This window comes from Cohnella abietis, from assembly GCF_004295585.1.
GTDB classification, from domain to species: domain Bacteria; phylum Bacillota; class Bacilli; order Paenibacillales; family Paenibacillaceae; genus Cohnella; species Cohnella abietis.
In genome coordinates this window covers 2,675,571-2,691,915 of the sequence record NZ_AP019400.1, presented here as the reverse complement: position 1 = coordinate 2,691,915, position 16,345 = coordinate 2,675,571, and the positions used below count along the sequence as shown (strand labels likewise).

Annotated in this window: 13 protein-coding genes; all 13 read right to left on the bottom strand. The window is 42.7% G+C overall.

The annotated features are described in order from the left end of the window. Positions 1–9: 9 nt before the first annotated feature. The 13 genes from KCTCHS21_RS11300 to KCTCHS21_RS11240 all read right to left on the bottom strand — a co-directional run bounded on the left by KCTCHS21_RS11300 (position 10) and on the right by KCTCHS21_RS11240 (position 15,706). Positions 10–2,043, bottom strand: coding sequence for a hypothetical protein (locus KCTCHS21_RS11300; protein ID WP_130607768.1), 2,034 nt, complete (start codon positions 2,041–2,043; stop codon positions 10–12). Positions 2,044–2,069: 26 nt separating this feature from the next. Further along, positions 2,070–2,951 carry a carbohydrate ABC transporter permease gene (locus KCTCHS21_RS11295; RefSeq protein ID WP_130607766.1) on the bottom strand — a complete coding sequence of 294 codons (882 nt, stop codon included), beginning with the start codon at positions 2,949–2,951 and terminating at the stop codon, positions 2,070–2,072. Between the two features lie 56 nt (positions 2,952–3,007). After that, on the bottom strand, positions 3,008–3,910 hold the full coding sequence (locus tag KCTCHS21_RS11290; protein ID WP_130607764.1) for an ABC transporter permease: 903 nt from the start codon (positions 3,908–3,910) through the stop codon (positions 3,008–3,010). Further along, on the bottom strand, positions 3,907–4,284 hold the full coding sequence (locus KCTCHS21_RS11285) for a sensory rhodopsin transducer (protein ID WP_130607762.1): 378 nt from the start codon (positions 4,282–4,284) through the stop codon (positions 3,907–3,909). Before KCTCHS21_RS11285 ends, KCTCHS21_RS11290 begins: the two co-directional genes overlap by 4 nt. A 15-nt stretch (positions 4,285–4,299) precedes the next feature. Further along, positions 4,300–5,496 carry a M24 family metallopeptidase gene (locus KCTCHS21_RS11280; RefSeq protein WP_130607760.1) on the bottom strand — a complete coding sequence of 399 codons (1,197 nt, stop codon included), beginning with the start codon at positions 5,494–5,496 and terminating at the stop codon, positions 4,300–4,302. Between the two features lie 21 nt (positions 5,497–5,517). Beyond that, positions 5,518–7,002 carry a hypothetical protein gene (locus tag KCTCHS21_RS11275; protein WP_130607758.1) on the bottom strand — a complete coding sequence of 495 codons (1,485 nt, stop codon included), beginning with the start codon at positions 7,000–7,002 and terminating at the stop codon, positions 5,518–5,520. Between the two features lie 17 nt (positions 7,003–7,019). Then, positions 7,020–7,850 (bottom strand): amidohydrolase family protein, encoded by an 831-nt coding sequence (locus KCTCHS21_RS11270; RefSeq protein ID WP_130607755.1) that lies wholly within the window; start codon positions 7,848–7,850, stop codon positions 7,020–7,022. After that, a complete protein-coding gene (locus KCTCHS21_RS11265; protein ID WP_162309316.1) occupies positions 7,847–8,632 on the bottom strand; it encodes an amidohydrolase family protein in 786 nt (261 codons plus the stop codon). Before KCTCHS21_RS11265 ends, KCTCHS21_RS11270 begins: the two co-directional genes overlap by 4 nt. Positions 8,633–8,648: 16 nt before the next feature. Further along, positions 8,649–9,695 carry a phosphotriesterase family protein gene (locus KCTCHS21_RS11260; protein WP_130607751.1) on the bottom strand — a complete coding sequence of 349 codons (1,047 nt, stop codon included), beginning with the start codon at positions 9,693–9,695 and terminating at the stop codon, positions 8,649–8,651. A gap of 84 nt (positions 9,696–9,779) precedes the next feature. Further along, on the bottom strand, positions 9,780–11,444 hold the full coding sequence (locus tag KCTCHS21_RS11255) for an extracellular solute-binding protein (protein WP_130607749.1): 1,665 nt from the start codon (positions 11,442–11,444) through the stop codon (positions 9,780–9,782). Between the two features lie 61 nt (positions 11,445–11,505). Continuing rightward, entirely contained in the window at positions 11,506–12,180 is a 675-nt protein-coding gene (locus KCTCHS21_RS11250; RefSeq protein WP_162309315.1) for an SGNH/GDSL hydrolase family protein, read from the bottom strand. A 108-nt stretch (positions 12,181–12,288) separates the two neighbouring features. Continuing rightward, positions 12,289–13,971, bottom strand: coding sequence for a response regulator (locus KCTCHS21_RS11245; protein WP_162309314.1), 1,683 nt, complete (start codon positions 13,969–13,971; stop codon positions 12,289–12,291). After that, positions 13,949–15,706, bottom strand: coding sequence for a sensor histidine kinase (locus KCTCHS21_RS11240; RefSeq protein WP_232058237.1), 1,758 nt, complete (start codon positions 15,704–15,706; stop codon positions 13,949–13,951). The genes KCTCHS21_RS11245 and KCTCHS21_RS11240 overlap by 23 nt, the downstream gene beginning before the upstream one ends. Between the last annotated feature and the right edge of the window lie 639 nt (positions 15,707–16,345).

The window sequence follows — 16,345 nt, the reverse complement described above, 5'->3', positions numbered from 1 at the left end:
CATTAATTATTAATTTACAGAGAAGTCTACTTCCACGATAACCATGCCCCGACCGGGTACATACAGACTGAACTCAGACCCTTTAGGAAATATAGGTATGCCCGGGAATTCTGTCATAACAGTAATCTTCGAAATAGATCGACCTAGATCAAGATGTGCCGACTTATAATTAATATGAAGATTTCGCATTAGAATCCGCCAACGTCCCGGACTAACCTCCAATACGGTTGTACGAATATATTGTTCGTTGCTTAATGCCTTGGGTGTTCCCGCGTAAGCATTTAATGACTGAACACATTCATCCAAGAAGTCTTCGGATATGTCACTGAAATATAGTGGCTCTAACCATGACTTCACATCATTTACTGCTGCTAGGTCGTCTTGTTCTCCAATAACAGGGTGCTCTGTAGCTTCCATAACGAAAGCTTTAATAATGGCACCATTATTATCACGCGCTACTCCAAACAACTGGTTCGGCTCGTAATCAATCGATAAGCCGAAGCTCGCCAATGCCTGTGCAATCCGCTGAGTCATGCTTCCAATTAGAACAGAGGGTCCATTCCGATAAGAGAGGACGCTATCCAGCTCCTCATCTGGCAATAAATGAATACTGTTCACAAATATCGCACCACTTGTTTGCGACAAATCATTCACATTTATTGCTGTGTGAAGCGGCGCACCTCGTTCGATAAGCTCCGTGAGTAATTTATGTGAAGACCAGTTACGGGTCGTCGGATATTCTTTAAGTGCTTGGTTCAAAGCTTCGTCTGACCAGACATAACTAGCACCGATAATCCGTTCAGGCACTCCGTCGAAGCCCAAATCCCAACGCTTCAGAATCTTATCCCAGCTGTCCCTGCTGATGCCATCGCCTAAGCAAGCAACAAAGCCTGAGGCACAGCGTTGTATCCCCTCTCGATTTTGCAAATATAGATTAGAGAAAGCATAAATATCTCTTTCTACTATCGTTGGAACGTGATTAATTCCATCCCACTGCTCGTTGGTATCCTGAATCGCATTTAAACAAATGAGCTTCATATTAGGTACGTAAGCTTTAATCAATAAAATCATGGCCATAAATTCAGATCCAGGCTCGCCATATTCGGTTTCTCCAGCGCCCGCAGAAAGGGATGCAGCGACGGATTCGATAACGAATCCATCAACCCCAGACGCAGCAAGCAGCTGGTAATCGACACCATAACGATATAAGGCTTCGAACGGATCTCTAGTCCATACTGAATTAAGAACAGCCTTTTTGCCCTCATTATGGATCGCCGGCATGATCTTCTGCCACAGTTGCCCCCATCGGTTAGCATAGAAGCGAATCCACTCCACCCGCTTATTCTTCCAGATCCAATCGCCCCGCTTTTCCATTTCGAGTGGATTATTATCGCACACAGCAAGGAGATTTCCCGGCAATTCCACGCCGCTGAGCTTTACGAACTGTTCAACCATATCGTCGGAGTAATCGGCCTCGGCCAAGCTAAGACGCGGGCTCGTGTATCCATCTGCGCCGTGATAGCCATCAAAATTGTAATCTCTCATCACGGTCATCAGATCGCTAATAAATCTGTCCTCATAATACGTACCGTCCTTAAATCGCTTTAACGGATTAATGACCGGAAACGCTTCTCCCGACTTTCTCATCTCATATAGCTCAGGATGTGAGGCGCACCATTCGCTCGCTTTTTCCTGCCCCTCATTCTGAAACAGAAACAAATTGAAAAAGCTGCAGTACATATCAATGCCTTTACTTTGTAGCTCCTTGACCAAGCCCCGCAGCTGGTAATTCGTCCATTGCTGTCTATCGTGCAGCTTGCCATAGGGACGCGCCGCATAGGAGCACATCTCTATCGGCAGATCTTGCTCTTTCTCCATCCCTTTATGGGCATGCACGAAGTCTGGAGTAAACAAGAGTAACGAAATACCATCCGGAATAACCCCTATTGTCTCCAAATAGTCAGCTACACCAAAGTCGCTTCTCGTATTGTCGAATCCGATTAGTTCAATCCATACCCATCTTTCATAGCTTGCGGTTGTCATCTCTGTCTCCCCCAAATTTATGCTATTTAGCCTTTTACGCTTCCCAACACGATTCCTTTAACGAAATATTTCTGCAAAAATGGATAAACAATGAGAATCGGTAGGGCACCTAAGAAGATTTGTGCTGCCCTTGTCGTACGTTCAGATATTTGCAGCATGCCATTAAGATTGTTAATATCCAGCTTCATTGGATTGCTATTAATGACCATTAGCTGCAAATAAGTAGACAACGGATATTTTTCAGGAAAATTCATATAAATTAGCCCATCGAACCAGGAGTTCCAATGTCCAACTAGCGTAAACAAGGATATCGTTGCAATGACGGGCATTGACATGGGCACGTACATTCTAATTAAAACGGTCAAATGTCCCGCTCCATCCATGAAAGCCGACTCTTCAATCTCCTTCGGCAATCCACGGAAGAAGTTAAGCAGTAAAATGACATTAAATACAGTCACTGCACCCGGTATAATTAAAGCCCAGATCGTATCCAGCAGCCCCGTCTCACTAACTGCAATATAAGACGGAATAAGACCTCCACCGAATAAAATCGTGAATACGAAAAACCAGGCATAATAGGTCCGCATTCTGAAGTCCTTCACTTCCCTCGATAAGGGATAAGCACATAGGAGCGCTAGTATGATATTGACAGTGTATCCGAGGGCGACACGCTGTAAGGTTATACTGAATGAGCTAATGAACTCTTTTTTCTGCAAAATATACTGATAGGAATCAAAGCTGAAATCTACCGGCAGTAGCTTTACCAAACCAGCTGATGCTGCTGGACTGGAGCTAAAGGAAATGGCCAGTACTTGGACCAATGGAAGCAAGCATAATAGGGACAACGTTATTAGAAAGCTGTAATTAGCAATGACAAATACTCTTCTACTTAGAGACATATGATGCATGGGATACACTCCTTTCGCCAAGGATAAACAATGCTGATCTTACTTCAATAGATAGATTAGAAAATACGATAGTTCGCAAGACGATAAGCCATAATATACGAGATAGATATGAGTACAAGCGAAACAACAGATTTGAACAATCCGATTGCCGTTGCTACTCCAAATTGGGCATCAATTAGACCTATTCGATAAATTAAGGTATCCAAAATATCTCCACTTTGGTAAACCGATGGGCTGTATAAGTTAAACACCTGATCGAAACCCGCATTTAGCACGCTACCTAAGCTTAAAGTTGCTAGCAATATAATGATTGGAACCATACCAGGCAATGTAATATGCCAAGCCTGTCTGGTGTGTCCAGCGCCATCTACAATTGCAGCTTCATATAAGGACGGGTTAATGCTTGTAATAGCTGCCAAATATACAATCGTACTAAACCCAAATTCCTTCCACACATCAGAAATGATAATGACATATGGGAACCACTTATTGTTGCCCAGAAAGTATATGGGATCTATACCGAATGTTTGGAGTATTTGATTGATAATCCCTTCCGATGGAGACAAGATATCAACTAGAATAGCTCCGAGAATGACCCAGGATAGAAAATGGGGCAAATAGATAAGAGTTTGGACGCCACGTTTAATAAATGCCTTTTTCATTTCGTTCAATAGTAGAGCTATGAATATAGGGACAATTTGCCCTGCAAGAATCTTCATAGTCGCGATATAGAAGGTATTCCAGAGCACCTGATAGAAATCATTCAGCTGCAATAAATAACGAAAATTATCAAATCCTACCCATTTGGAACCGAACAAGCCCTGTGCCGGAATAAACTTCTGAAAAGCGAAAGCAACACCAACCATTGGAAAATAATTATAGACAAGTAACAGAATGACTCCTGGGATCAGCATAAGATGTAGGGGAAATTCTCGCTTGAGCTTAGAGTTATTTTTCATTCCGAATACCCTATCATGCCGATATACGCCAGATTAGGCTGGGCCACGTCCATTCGACCATACTGAATGATGACCTCGACATCGCTTCGAAATCGCAGAGAGTATTGTAGCTGTCTATCTAGGGCGATACCACCAATTTCATCTGGATGATCCATTCGGATGCATTTAACTCTTCTCGCTGATGCAGTTAGCTTAATATCTGTATCAGGCTCCCTGTCTTCATAGAAAATGTCCATGAAGATTTCAGCATCTGTATCATGACAATTCAAAATCATGATGGCTTCATGTCCTTCAAGTGAATCATTATCAATTTTGCCTTTGTAAGGTAAGTAGCCATCGATAACGTACCAGTTTTTAGCGCCTTCTTTGCTCATCTGTCCTTGTCCTCCTTAATGGACCGAAATCGTCGCTGTTTCTTTCCAAGTCTTACTTAGCTGTCTAACCAGCTTCGACATCGACTCGTACCCGGCTTCGGTTACAAGCAAGCTTTCTTCGATCCGATTGGAACCATGAGGATGTCCGAACAGACTCACATCCGTATTGACCGTCATTCCTGCTACGAATATCGCTTCTGAATTCTCATCTGGATAAGGTGATTCAGCTTCTGCCAGCCCACAGCCATGCAATGGTGGATAGAGATCAAATTCAGTAACATTCCTATCTTTAAAGTACGCTTTGACCGCACGGACTACTTCGTTCTGATTCGCTCCCGCTTTTATCCGGCTTAACGCTGCATCTTCTGCTGCGACAAGAATATCGATAAATTCCTTCTGTTCCTTACTCATTTCACCTGCGACGAAAGGAAAATTCATGGTGGCCACATATCCCTCAACCTGAACCGCAATGGCAGCCATAATCATATCTCCGTCTTCGATCACTTTCCCTGATGCTCTGCCAATGATCGTGTTGACCCGCTCGCCGCTTGTTAAGAGGCAGAACGGTATATTTTCCGCGCCTTGCTTCGTGCACTCCCCATAAGCCAGCGAGGCTAGCTCGAGCTCGGTCATGCCTGGCTTCACCTGCTGAATCATTAACTTGTAACCCGCATCGGCAATTCTCGCTGCTTCTTGTAAACAAGCAACCTCGTTAGCTGTCTTGGTCATTCTGAGCTTGAATAACAAATCACCAGCATCGACAATTTTCACGCCATTGAAGCTCTCTTCGATAATCTTCATTAAGGGCTCAGGCATGGCATCAATACCTACGATACCTAATCTCCGTAAAGGCTCATTTCCTTGAAGCCCCTTGTAGATCTCAGTCAAGCTGGTATAGTGCGCTTGAGGATATTCGATCTTATCCGGTACAGTCACACATGCGAATTCAGGAAGAAGTCGAATATCAGACCAAGCGCTCATTTCGCGACAAAACATTTCACCTTCTGGCGCGGCAATAACGAAAGGCTCGCCCGTCAGAGGAACCATGACGGCTCCCCTTTCGAATAATGGCCAGTAATTGCTCATGTAGCGCAGGTTTTCCTTCCTATACTCATCTCCGTAAATTAAGCATGCTTGCATCTCTTTCTCTTTCATCAGCTCTTTTAGCTTTTCTACCCTTGCAGCGAATTCTTCTTTTGGAATTTTGAACATAAGTTATCTCTCTCCACTCTTCTAGTAAATGACTTTCCGGATGCCCATAAAATCAGCTACATTCGATAGCTCTTCTGTCATATCCCCATATCCAATGATGCAGTGATGAGCGAATCCCTCTTTAATTAACGTGGCAAGGAATTGCTTGATTGGCGTATTGAACTTCACGACTGCCGTAATCTCTTCACATGGAATGTTTTGTGGAATGTGAAGCGCTTCGCCTTTCACTATGAGCATCTTATATCCTTCAGCATCGATGATCAGATGGCTGATCGTCACTTCTCCCGGCTTAAGCGTATATTCGAAGCCGAATCCTGCGCCCTGTAATCCCCATTGCTCCGGCGAGCGATTGACCTTAACTGTGCTCTTATCTGTTGCATAATTCGTATCTGCATAACCATGGTGAACCATGAGCAAGGCATTAAGCTCCTCGTCATATTCGCCCCATTCAGCATAAGCGGGAACTTGACCGCTGAGCATGTTCATCAGCGTCATAATGATCAGACCGTGCACGTCCCCTTCGGTATTAACAACAAACTTGCCTTCTTCATGCATCATCGTGTTAGCCAAGTAAGAGGTCGTTCCTGTCTTCTGTTCTACATAGTGCTGTCCGAGCAGCGTAAGGGCATCCAATCTAAATCTCTCCAGCGTGTTCCGAAGAGCGACGTAGAACCGGGAGGATTTATAAATGTCGTCCTCATTTAGCCCGACAATATTAAACCTGCTTGTCGTCTGCTCGACGATTGCTGCAATCTCTTCCTCCGTTGCTTTACCGAACTGATCCAACAGATGATCAACTTGAATCGAGATGATATTCGGTCCTAACGTGCCTTTGATCATCGTTTTATCGTATTCGAAATCGTACATGCCTCTGAATACATGACCGATAACACCGATGTTAGTGCTCTTGAGACTTAAATAAGCTTTGTAGGCTCGAATGTATTTGGTCATCTCTTCATAAGCAGCAATATCCTCGATTGATCCCACAACTACCTTCAGATCTCGGTACCAGCCCATTTTCTTGAACGTAGCTGCTAATTGAAGGTTGGCTATTAAAGCGCTATTTCTCAGAATATTCTCATAATTTGTATTAAGGTTGATCCTGTTATTATGCTGTGTATTGAATAAGATGACCGGAACATGGCGGACATGCTCGAGAGCTTGGATTGCCATATAATCAGGGCAGTACGTTCCAGCCACATATACGATGAGGTCGACCCGCTGGTTGGCTAGCTCTTTGCCTGCGGCCTCCGCAGCATCAAGTGTGTCGATAATCCCTGACCAGATGACCTCATCCTGTTTCAGATACTGACGCAGATTATTGTAGATACAAGTCATATCTGCTGTAACATTGGCCTTCAAGGTATCCGGAAACATCCGCCAATATTCGAAAAATCCTAATGTAATCAATCCAACCTTTAGCGGCTTATCCTTAACTCTAGTTGTCAGTAAATCTCCAAAAACGTTGCCCTTCGCAGTTTCAAAGGATTCTATTATTTCAGTCATTATGTCGTATTTCCTTCCTAAGCTTTAGATTTTAGGCTGTTTGCCAATAAACGAACTGCGTTATGATGAATGATATTCCGAATATCGTCGTCACCTATGCCGGAAAACAAAACACTGCCCAGCATATAATTAGGGTCATACCAAGGGAAATCGGTACCAAACAGCACCTTCTCTGAGGAAGCTTCTCGAACCATCTTGCCTATCATTCCGTTCAAGCGCCCGGTATCACATAATTCCAAGTAAACATTCGGCTGCGTCTTAGCAAGCTCAATGGCATAATCGGTTTCTCCCGGCGCGGAATGTCCGAGTAGGAAGTTAATATTCGTATATTCACTTGCCAATTCTGCGATCATCTGCGGTGGATTATATGGGCTATGTCCCCATGTATGGGAAAGTAAAAGCAGTCCACGTTCATTCGCAAATTCATAGATTCTACGGAACTTTTCACCGGTAAGCGGATACTTGTGATAGTCAGGAAGAACCTTGAATCCCACATAACCTCCTACACGATCAAACTCGGCAAGATCCCGTTCCAAATCGTGATCATAGTGAGGGTTAACAACATAATAGCCATAGATTTTATCCGGGTATTGCTTCATTGCTCCAAGGATTTCCGAATTCCCGCCGATCGGATCGAACAACGCACTATGCGGAGCCGATATGATCCACTCAATATTTTCACGTTCCATTGTCTGAATCATCGTCTCTAGCTTTGCTTCTGGGAGATAGGTGCCATAGAAAGCCCCCATATGCGTATGCATGTCAATTATAGAAACACTCGACAGCCGTCCAGTCTCCACAAACTCTCTAGCAAGCTGCGATTTGTTCGTCATTGTCCGTATGCTCATAGCTTCACCACGCCCAGCATTCGTTCCAGATTTTGAAACGCGATGTTCTCGATATGCTCTCTGGCTATGCCTGAACCGAACAATGTAGCTAATGGTCCACCGATTGCATTACTAGGGAAATCAGAGCCGAAAAGCAGACGCTCCGAGCCGAATTTGTTACAAATTTCTTTGATCTCCCCGGCGGCTTGCATATCTCCGGTTTCCATATAGAAATTTTTGTAGCGCTTGAATAAGGGAAAGGTGAGACGAGAATGGCTCCATAAGCCATAATTATGAAGAATGACGGTCAAGCTCGGATATTCCTCGAGAACACTATAGATGCCCTGCCAGCCTTCGCTTGGAGATAAATACAACGGAATTCCCGCTGCCGCAATCTCATCTAGTAATTCACCCATCACAACTGAGTTAAGTAAATAACGATTACGTTCTGGATACGCTCTTAGCAATTTCACACCATTTGCCTTCATCGCAGGAAATAAGCTCTCGGGCGCATACTGACTTTCAGTTATGGGTGGCAAAATAGTCCAAGTCGGTAGCAAACGATCCGGTGCTTTAATCGTCTCAGCAATAACTGCGCGGTTTCCATAATCCGGATCAACATCCGCCATCGTGTTATGACTGACTACCGCGCTATCAATTCCGCAGAAATCAAGCTCAGTGAGCAGCTCCTCTGCATTCCGTGCTTGTTTCACCTTTTCCCTCACCAAGAGATTCTCATGGTTAACAATTTCATAATTGATAGTTTTATATCCTATAGCACAGCTGCAATCGATAATTTTCATAAAACACCTCACAGTGCTAATCTCTTCCGTCATCCATGAAGATAGCAGGATTGTTAACCATTATGGTTTGAATTTGCTCATCTGAAATTCCTTCGTCTTGCATCATGGGAATTATATTAGTAATAACATGATCGTATCCCCAGCCACCGTAATGGTGGAGTGATGTTTTTAGACAAACATCATTAGAGAGTAATATTCTGGAGAGGAATCCACAATCGATCATTTCCTTGATTGCTTTGACACGATCTATATCTCTGGCAAAAAGTCCTTTCAGAACACTTTTGTGCCTTCTGTCTGAATAAAACTCCTTACCGAAATTGTCAAATTCAATATAAACGCCTTGATTTAGAAGCTCCTTCATATAATCCAGCTTTAAATCGACATCAATGTGGTTAATGCATATTTTTTCGGGGGGTGCTCCCTGCTCCGTCAAAATCTTTACTACTTCATACCCATTGGTTGCCCATAAATCCGTGTGCACATGGATACCAAGTCCAGTTTCCTGCTGGGCAGCCGCAGCTGCGATCAATGTCTTTCTTTCATTCGGGTAAATGATTTCGCTAGTGCCGATTTCACCAATTACACCGGCTTTAATGTCAGTACCATCTATTCCGTATTTGATTTCTCCGATGATTTCTTCGGTAATTTCATCTATCGTTTTATTATCCATGTCAGGGGGATGCGAGGCATTGATATAATATCCACATCCTGCAACTATATAGATGTCAAGCGCCCTTGATAATCGGGCCAGCAAGACAGGGTCTCTCCCAATATCCCTTAGAGTAAGATCAACGAACGTCTTTCCTCCAGCTTTCTTAAACTCACGAAGCTCCCACTCCATTACTTTCTCATCATCAAGCACGGCATTATCCAGAACGGCGTAAGGATTTCTATGCAGCTTGCCTAGATTGGTGAGGCTGACTTTTTCTTCTGCTAATACTTTGCCGGATATCGTATGAGGAGCAGGCACTAGGTTTCTTAGTTCGATATAAGCATGCTCATGGGGCAATACGAGTCCTAGACTATCCGCGCGAACCTTCCCCGTCACTGTCATAACGGACATTCTATTCACTTCCTCACAGTAAGATCGGAAAAGCGGGCGATACCTAATCCATTGCACGCCCGCTTTTCCATTCACTCTCTCGTTCTACTTGCTAGCTTTCCACTTAGCCACTTCTTCTGTAATGGTATTGCCACCGAGCTTTTTCCAATTCGCTACATACTCATCAAAAGCATCAATGGAAGCTTCACCCATAATAATTTTAGTGAAGGTTTCCAATTCCATTTTGTCTAGCGTTGCTCCCTTTTCTACCATCGTCGCTGTAGGTCCAGCAATATACTTCGTCATCAGTAGACCATCGCTTTTGTTGTACTCATACAGGAGTCCTTGAGCATCATATATTCTGGCATAAGTCCATCCATCCATATCGCCTTTCTCCCATTTATGAAGGCTGTCCAAGATTATCTTTTGACCTGGGGCTTTCGGATCTATAAGCGAGTCGTCTTTCTGCTCTATTGCCTTGGATACTCTTTCATACATATCAAGATTTTGAGTCGGATTGGAGCCTGCTACAAGTGCATATATCCACTTGGCTATATCACCATCTTGATTGATCTTAGTCAGAGGGTATTTAGTCTTATCCCAGTCGTAGCTGAAGGCATTCAGCATCTTAATAAGAGCTTCAGGATGCTTCATCCCTTTTTTCGCAGCATAATACTTGCCTACAGGGAAAACCAATTGCGGCTTAGCCTGTTTATCATTAATCGATGGAAGCTTGAAGGGAACCCAATCCATCTCCGTATCTAATTTCTTTCCTTCCGCGAAGTAAGTATTGCTATACATGACACCATAGAACATTCCTAGCTTGCCTGAATTGCCCATTTGAATTAATTTCTCTATATCCTTAACGCCGAACTCGCGATCAATCCATCCATCTTTGTACATCTTCTGAAGCTTAGCCAAAGCATCTTTCATTTCAGGCTGAACACTGCCGTATACATATTCACCTGATTCATTCTCTATCCAAATCCGCGGGTAAGCATGATAACCGTTGAAAAAGCCTGCCAGTCCAAATACTCCGTCATATAGGAGCTTATCTATCCCTAAGCCTGTAGTATCCTTTTTGTTATTTCCGTCCGGATCCTGCGTAGCGAAAGCTTCTGCTATCTTGAACACATCTTCCATTGTTTTAGGTTCAGGCAAATTCAACTTCTTCAGCCAATCTGTACGTATCCAGAGCAGCGGAGCATTATCAACCGCTCCGGGGTTTACTGGAATCCCTAACAATTTCCCACCGAATGTTGCAGAATTAAGACCCACTCCGCCGTCTTTGTGCAATAATTCCTTCGTAATCGGTGTTCCGTACTTCTCCAAAGCTTCTGTTAGATCAGCAAGCTCATCCGCTTCAACCAATTGGTTAAATTGAGTGGCGTCTACTGGCATAATATCGGGTAGCTTCCCAGAAGCCATCGTCACATTGAATTTTTGGTTATATTGACTAGGATCAGCAACCCACAAATACTTCAGCTTAATACCGAACTCGTCCAAGTAGAGCTGATTCCAATCATTCTTATCAATCGACTCTCCTTCTGCGAATTTCGTAGTTGAATCCAGCATTCTAACTGCAGTCACTTCAATAGGCGGATCAATCTTGCCCATGGGATCGATATTCGTTTCCACCGGATTTGAAGCGCTTTCTTGAGAGCCCGATGGTCCTGCAGTATTTGCATTATTCTTGCTACAAGCAGAAGCGAACACTAGCGAACACGCCAATACCGTTAACACAATCCATTTTGCAGACTTACTTTTCATCTCTTATCCCCCTAGTGATTTGTACCTGCTCCGTAAGTATAAAAGATCAAAAATAACGTTGCTATTTGCCATTCTTGCTTTCCTTGACATCTGTTGCGGTGTTGGCATTTCGGCTATCGATAAAACCAAAAAAACGAAATAAAGCCTGTGCGATAAAATCGTGACCGTACTCGTTAGGATGAATGCAATCGTTCATTAATGTCCATTTGCTGTTAGGGTCTTTGTGGATACGTTCCTCAAATGCCTCATACACATCACATAATGGTATTTGCTCAGATGTCGCAATTTCACGTATAGCATGTATGTAGTGCGGGTAACTATCACGTATGGCATTTTCCGAAATTCGTAGATTTATTGTATTGGGAGTCAATAAGATTAATTCACTACCTACTGCCCGAGCTTGTGCAATAATAGCTAGCAAATTATTCTTAAACTCTGGAAGCTGTTCTATTCCTCGCATGGAATCGTTCATACCAATCATCAAAGTAATCAGATCCGGTTGAAATCGCAGCACATCACGGTTCAAACGGTTCAATACTCCCCACGTCGTGTCATCGCTTACTCCAGCATTCAACAATAGCTGCTGTCGACCAAATACATTTAACAGCATTTCATTTAACTGTCCCACGTAGTTTAGCTTGCCGTTAGCATGATAGTTCTGTTCGGTTATAGAGTCACCAATACAAACAATAAAGCCTTGTTCGCCACGCTTGAGCTTTTCCCACAATTCCAACATTTTTGTCACCTTTCTACTCTTAAAATAGCGCTCATTTGTAAGTGTAATAAGAGAAGAAAATTCGGACTATTTGCCATTCTTGCTTTCCTTGACATCTGTTGCGGTGTTCTACTCATTCGGTGTAAAAAACAGATCTCTGTATTCTTGTGGAGTCATTCTGAACATTTTTCTAAAGGAACGGTTAAATTGCGGAGCTGCCTCGTACCCCACCTGGACGGCAATGTCTTGGATTTTCATTGTCGAATGAGCCAATTGCTGCTGTGCTTTCTTCATTCGCTCTTCGGTAATATAGTCTGAAAGCATCGATCCCGTCATCCGCTTGTACAAACGGGAGAGATAAGTCGGACTGTGGTGAACTAATGTGGATAGCTTCGTCAGAGATAAATCCCCACCGAGATGAGATTGAATATATTGATGTATGGAAGTAATGAGCCGTTGGCTTTGCTCTTCAATGGCAGGCTCGAATTGTCCAAGTAAATAATCTGCAACCTTAGCTAAGTAAGCAGCAGCATCACTCCATGATTCGTGCGCATCATACTGAGTTGTCCTCCCAAGATCCATTTTGTTAAATAGCTCATCAAACAGACCCACTCGAATGGCATAAGAAATCAAACTAAGCGAGAGACTGTAAAACATCTCTAGCTGAAACTTATAATCAGCTAAATCTTTGAGATTCATAATCTCGTTGAATAGAATGTTGAACTTCTCTTTTTGCCCATTAGCTAAATATTGCTCCAGTAGCTCAAGCTGCTTTTTACTATTTTGCGATTCAGATAAGTAATGGCGTTTACCTTGCTCCGTATTTAGTCCAAGCTGCTCAGAATCCTGGATTAACAGCTCTTGCCCATTATTAGAGCCTTGACCGAGCAACGTTTTCAAATAATAGAAATGGGCCCCAAGATTGTTCCATTCGAATGGTTCACGACCCATGACAAGGGAAATCGATATTCTCAGCAGCTGCTTACATGTCTGTTGAACGGCCTCAAGGATACTGTACACTCTCATTTTGAGATGCTCCCACGCCTGCTGCTCCTGATCCTCATTCCAATTATTTTCTACAAAAAACTCTTTGGGCTGCATTAACCACACAAGCCTATTGGACTCGAACACAACGGATACATTCACAACAGTCGCAGCCAAATATTCCTCCGCAATATTCTGACAGGCATAGAGAAGAAGCATTCGGTCTAATTCACTTGCATCCTCCATCCAACCATCCACTCTGCCCGTTACCAGATACACCCCTTTGTCTAACAACAACGGGATTTCCGACTCTTCAAATCTCTTTTTCATTTCTTCTGGAGAGGGTGGGGAATTACGCATAAGGTCAAATAGTGCATTTTTTTGTAAAGCAGGAATGGCTAGCTTGAGCTTCTTTCTCGCGTTCAGGATGTAATCAGCGCCGTCGTCTATTTTGTCCAATTCCGCTATTGCCTTCTCCACTGCTGCCAGAATGACATGGTCATCTTCGTTTTTCAGTACATAATCAATGACACCACCAGCACGAATGGCATGACGTGCATAATCGAAGTCGTTGTAGCCTGTGAGAAAAATAACTTTACAGCGGGGCCAGCTTTCTATAATTTGCTTATGTAGCTCGATCCCACTCATTCCCGGCATACGGATATCTGAGATTACGATATCAATCCGAATTCGTTTTAGACAATCCAATGCTTCATACACGTTATAAGCGCGGTAAATCTCAAGCTCCAATTGCGCTGCTTCGCTAAGCATGAGATTCATGCTATTAACAATTAGGGGTTCGTCATCAACGATTAATATTCGATACATCGTTATTCTCCTCGTCATATGGGATATAAATTCGAACAAGTAAGCCACCTAAAGCTCCGTGCATCATTTCCAGCCCGCCTCTTTCACCATACTTCAGCTTCAAGCGGCGTTGAATATTAATAAGACCGGTTGTCTCTCCTTCATCCTCCGAGTTTAGTTTTCTGACCATTTCGTCCATCCGTTCTTCCGTAATGCCGCCACCGTTATCCTCAACCGAGAAATATAGCCTATCAGCATCCATTGCGAATCTGATTTGCAGCTTCCCTTCCATGACGATATCGCCAAGCCCATGCTCGTAAGCGTTCTCAACTAGTGGCTGTAAAATTAAGCGTGGGATCATAACCCCTCTGAACACTTCTGGAAGTGGTTCAAAATCTACGACTATTCGATTGGAAAACCGGATATTTTGAATTTCAACATAAGACCGAACGTGGTTGACCTCGTGCTCGAAAGGAACCTCCTCCAGCCCATTTCTCGTAATATAGTGAAAGTAATCACCTAGATTTTTGGACACTAGCTCAGCCATCTGATTGTCATCATTTTTAATTAAACGGTGAAGAATAAAAAAGCTATTGTACAAAAAATGAGGGGTAATTTGCATTTGCAGCTGCTTTAATTCTGATTGCTGTAGCCTGATTTTCTGCACATAAAGCTCATCAATTAGCGTACGAAGACTGACTACCGTTCTCTCAAATCGATTGAAGATAAAACCGAATTCATCGCCTCGAATGGACGTCAGAACCGCATTAAAATTGCCTCCCTCTACACTCCTGAATCTTCTGATCAGAGTTTGCAGAGGACGATAAATCAATAGATAGATTCCATAAGAGAAAAGAATGACAATAACAAATGAACTGATGACAAGCAGCCAGAACCAGGTTCCATATGTTTTTAGCTGTCCCACAATGACGTTCTCAGGAAAATAAAACAAAAGTGAAGCCTGCAGGAACATAGACTTTTCATAAATGACCATATATTTGGCTTTGCCAACCTCTAATTGCTTCGTAAAAGTATCCGATTGCTGCATAGGCTCCGCTAATTTATTTTGAATTGCGGTTAGAGGCTCCAAATATTTATTATTGGCTATAAACCAATTGTCATTGAATAAAATAGCTCCTCCATCTTGGGGGAACGCACTCAATGCGTTTGTTAGCGCTTCCATAGAAAGCTCAATGTTTTGAATAAATTGCGGAGATTTGCCTTGATTCATTACATTGTTCGGATAAGTTAAGTTTAGATATAAACGATCCTGCCAGAACGTAATGGGTATTCCGCTCGTGTACGTCGCCTTAAAAATTTCCTCAGCCTCTTCTTTCGTACTTGGGGTATCTTCAGCGTTGGAGGTCGAGATGGTACCATTAAGCGAATCTACATAAACGCTAATGTCTTTAATATAAATGCTAGAATCCTTCAATGCCGTTAGTCTGCTCTTCAAATCGTTAATCGCTTTCGTACGCTGGTAATCTGACATAATCGATAACGAGTTGCTTAATTGCATGAGGTTTTCGTCATTGATGAATTCCTGCTGCGTGCGAATAATCCGCTCTAGCTCCTTCTCTAGCGACATAAAATAATAGTGAATGTTCATCGTTATGGAGTTGGATATTTGGCTTTTTACTTCTTGCTTGCCAAGCTCATTAAACACAAGGCTTAGCGTAAATAAAGGCATCATTATAATTAAGAATGTAATAACAAGCTTTGGAAAAATGGGAATATTGTCGATTGTTCGCTTCATCCATTTCAAAGATTATCCATCCTCCTTTTTTCACACAGTATACACAGCCTTCTCCTTTTAACCAAGGAAAATAAAAAATGGAGCAATATTAGATGCAAATATCTCTTCAGTTTTAGTTAATACTGACAATAAAGTGCTAGCTGAAATCTCGATTATGGTTTTTGCGGGGAAATATCTCCTTCCGGTTGTTGCTCCACCCCGTAAAGTGAAGAGAAGCTTTGTAGTCATTTCCGAGTACTTTACGGGGACCCCGGGTTGAGATCGTGAAATCTGAATGGGTAAACTTGTAACAAGAAGATTTCACGATCCCAAAGGCAAACGCTTCGCTCCTACAGGAGATACTTCCCCTCTTTTTTCATCGATATAGATAAGGAAAGTCCAAAGATGCATAAAATAAAGCCCTCTAAATAAGGAGCACTTACTATGTTGCTAATTGTTCTTATGCTAATGGTTTGGATTTTGTTGCTCTCAGCCCTCTCTGCTTGGATAAATCCTCGCAAAACACCAATTAAAATATTTTATTATTCTCTAATCTTTAATCTCTTTATTTATATTCTTTGTATTATTATGTGGTTTTCAATTGAATCCGATGGAATAAGTCAAGGCATTGGTTTTCTAATATTCATGATTGCATTTATT

Bases quoted from the DNA above. Each gene is read 5' to 3' on its own strand.
- KCTCHS21_RS11300 (WP_130607768.1), bottom strand. From the start codon at position 2,043: ATGACAACCGCAAGCTATGAAAGATGGGTATGGATTGAACTAATCGGA.
- KCTCHS21_RS11295 (WP_130607766.1), bottom strand. From the start codon at position 2,951: ATGCATCATATGTCTCTAAGTAGAAGAGTATTTGTCATTGCTAATTAC.
- KCTCHS21_RS11290 (WP_130607764.1), bottom strand. From the start codon at position 3,910: ATGAAAAATAACTCTAAGCTCAAGCGAGAATTTCCCCTACATCTTATG.
- KCTCHS21_RS11285 (WP_130607762.1), bottom strand. From the start codon at position 4,284: ATGAGCAAAGAAGGCGCTAAAAACTGGTACGTTATCGATGGCTACTTA.
- KCTCHS21_RS11280 (WP_130607760.1), bottom strand. From the start codon at position 5,496: ATGTTCAAAATTCCAAAAGAAGAATTCGCTGCAAGGGTAGAAAAGCTA.
- KCTCHS21_RS11275 (WP_130607758.1), bottom strand. From the start codon at position 7,002: ATGACTGAAATAATAGAATCCTTTGAAACTGCGAAGGGCAACGTTTTT.
- KCTCHS21_RS11270 (WP_130607755.1), bottom strand. From the start codon at position 7,850: ATGAGCATACGGACAATGACGAACAAATCGCAGCTTGCTAGAGAGTTT.
- KCTCHS21_RS11265 (WP_162309316.1), bottom strand. From the start codon at position 8,632: ATGAAAATTATCGATTGCAGCTGTGCTATAGGATATAAAACTATCAAT.
- KCTCHS21_RS11260 (WP_130607751.1), bottom strand. From the start codon at position 9,695: ATGTCCGTTATGACAGTGACGGGGAAGGTTCGCGCGGATAGTCTAGGA.
- KCTCHS21_RS11255 (WP_130607749.1), bottom strand. From the start codon at position 11,444: ATGAAAAGTAAGTCTGCAAAATGGATTGTGTTAACGGTATTGGCGTGT.
- KCTCHS21_RS11250 (WP_162309315.1), bottom strand. From the start codon at position 12,180: ATGTTGGAATTGTGGGAAAAGCTCAAGCGTGGCGAACAAGGCTTTATT.
- KCTCHS21_RS11245 (WP_162309314.1), bottom strand. From the start codon at position 13,971: ATGTATCGAATATTAATCGTTGATGACGAACCCCTAATTGTTAATAGC.
- KCTCHS21_RS11240 (WP_232058237.1), bottom strand. From the start codon at position 15,706: ATGAAGCGAACAATCGACAATATTCCCATTTTTCCAAAGCTTGTTATT.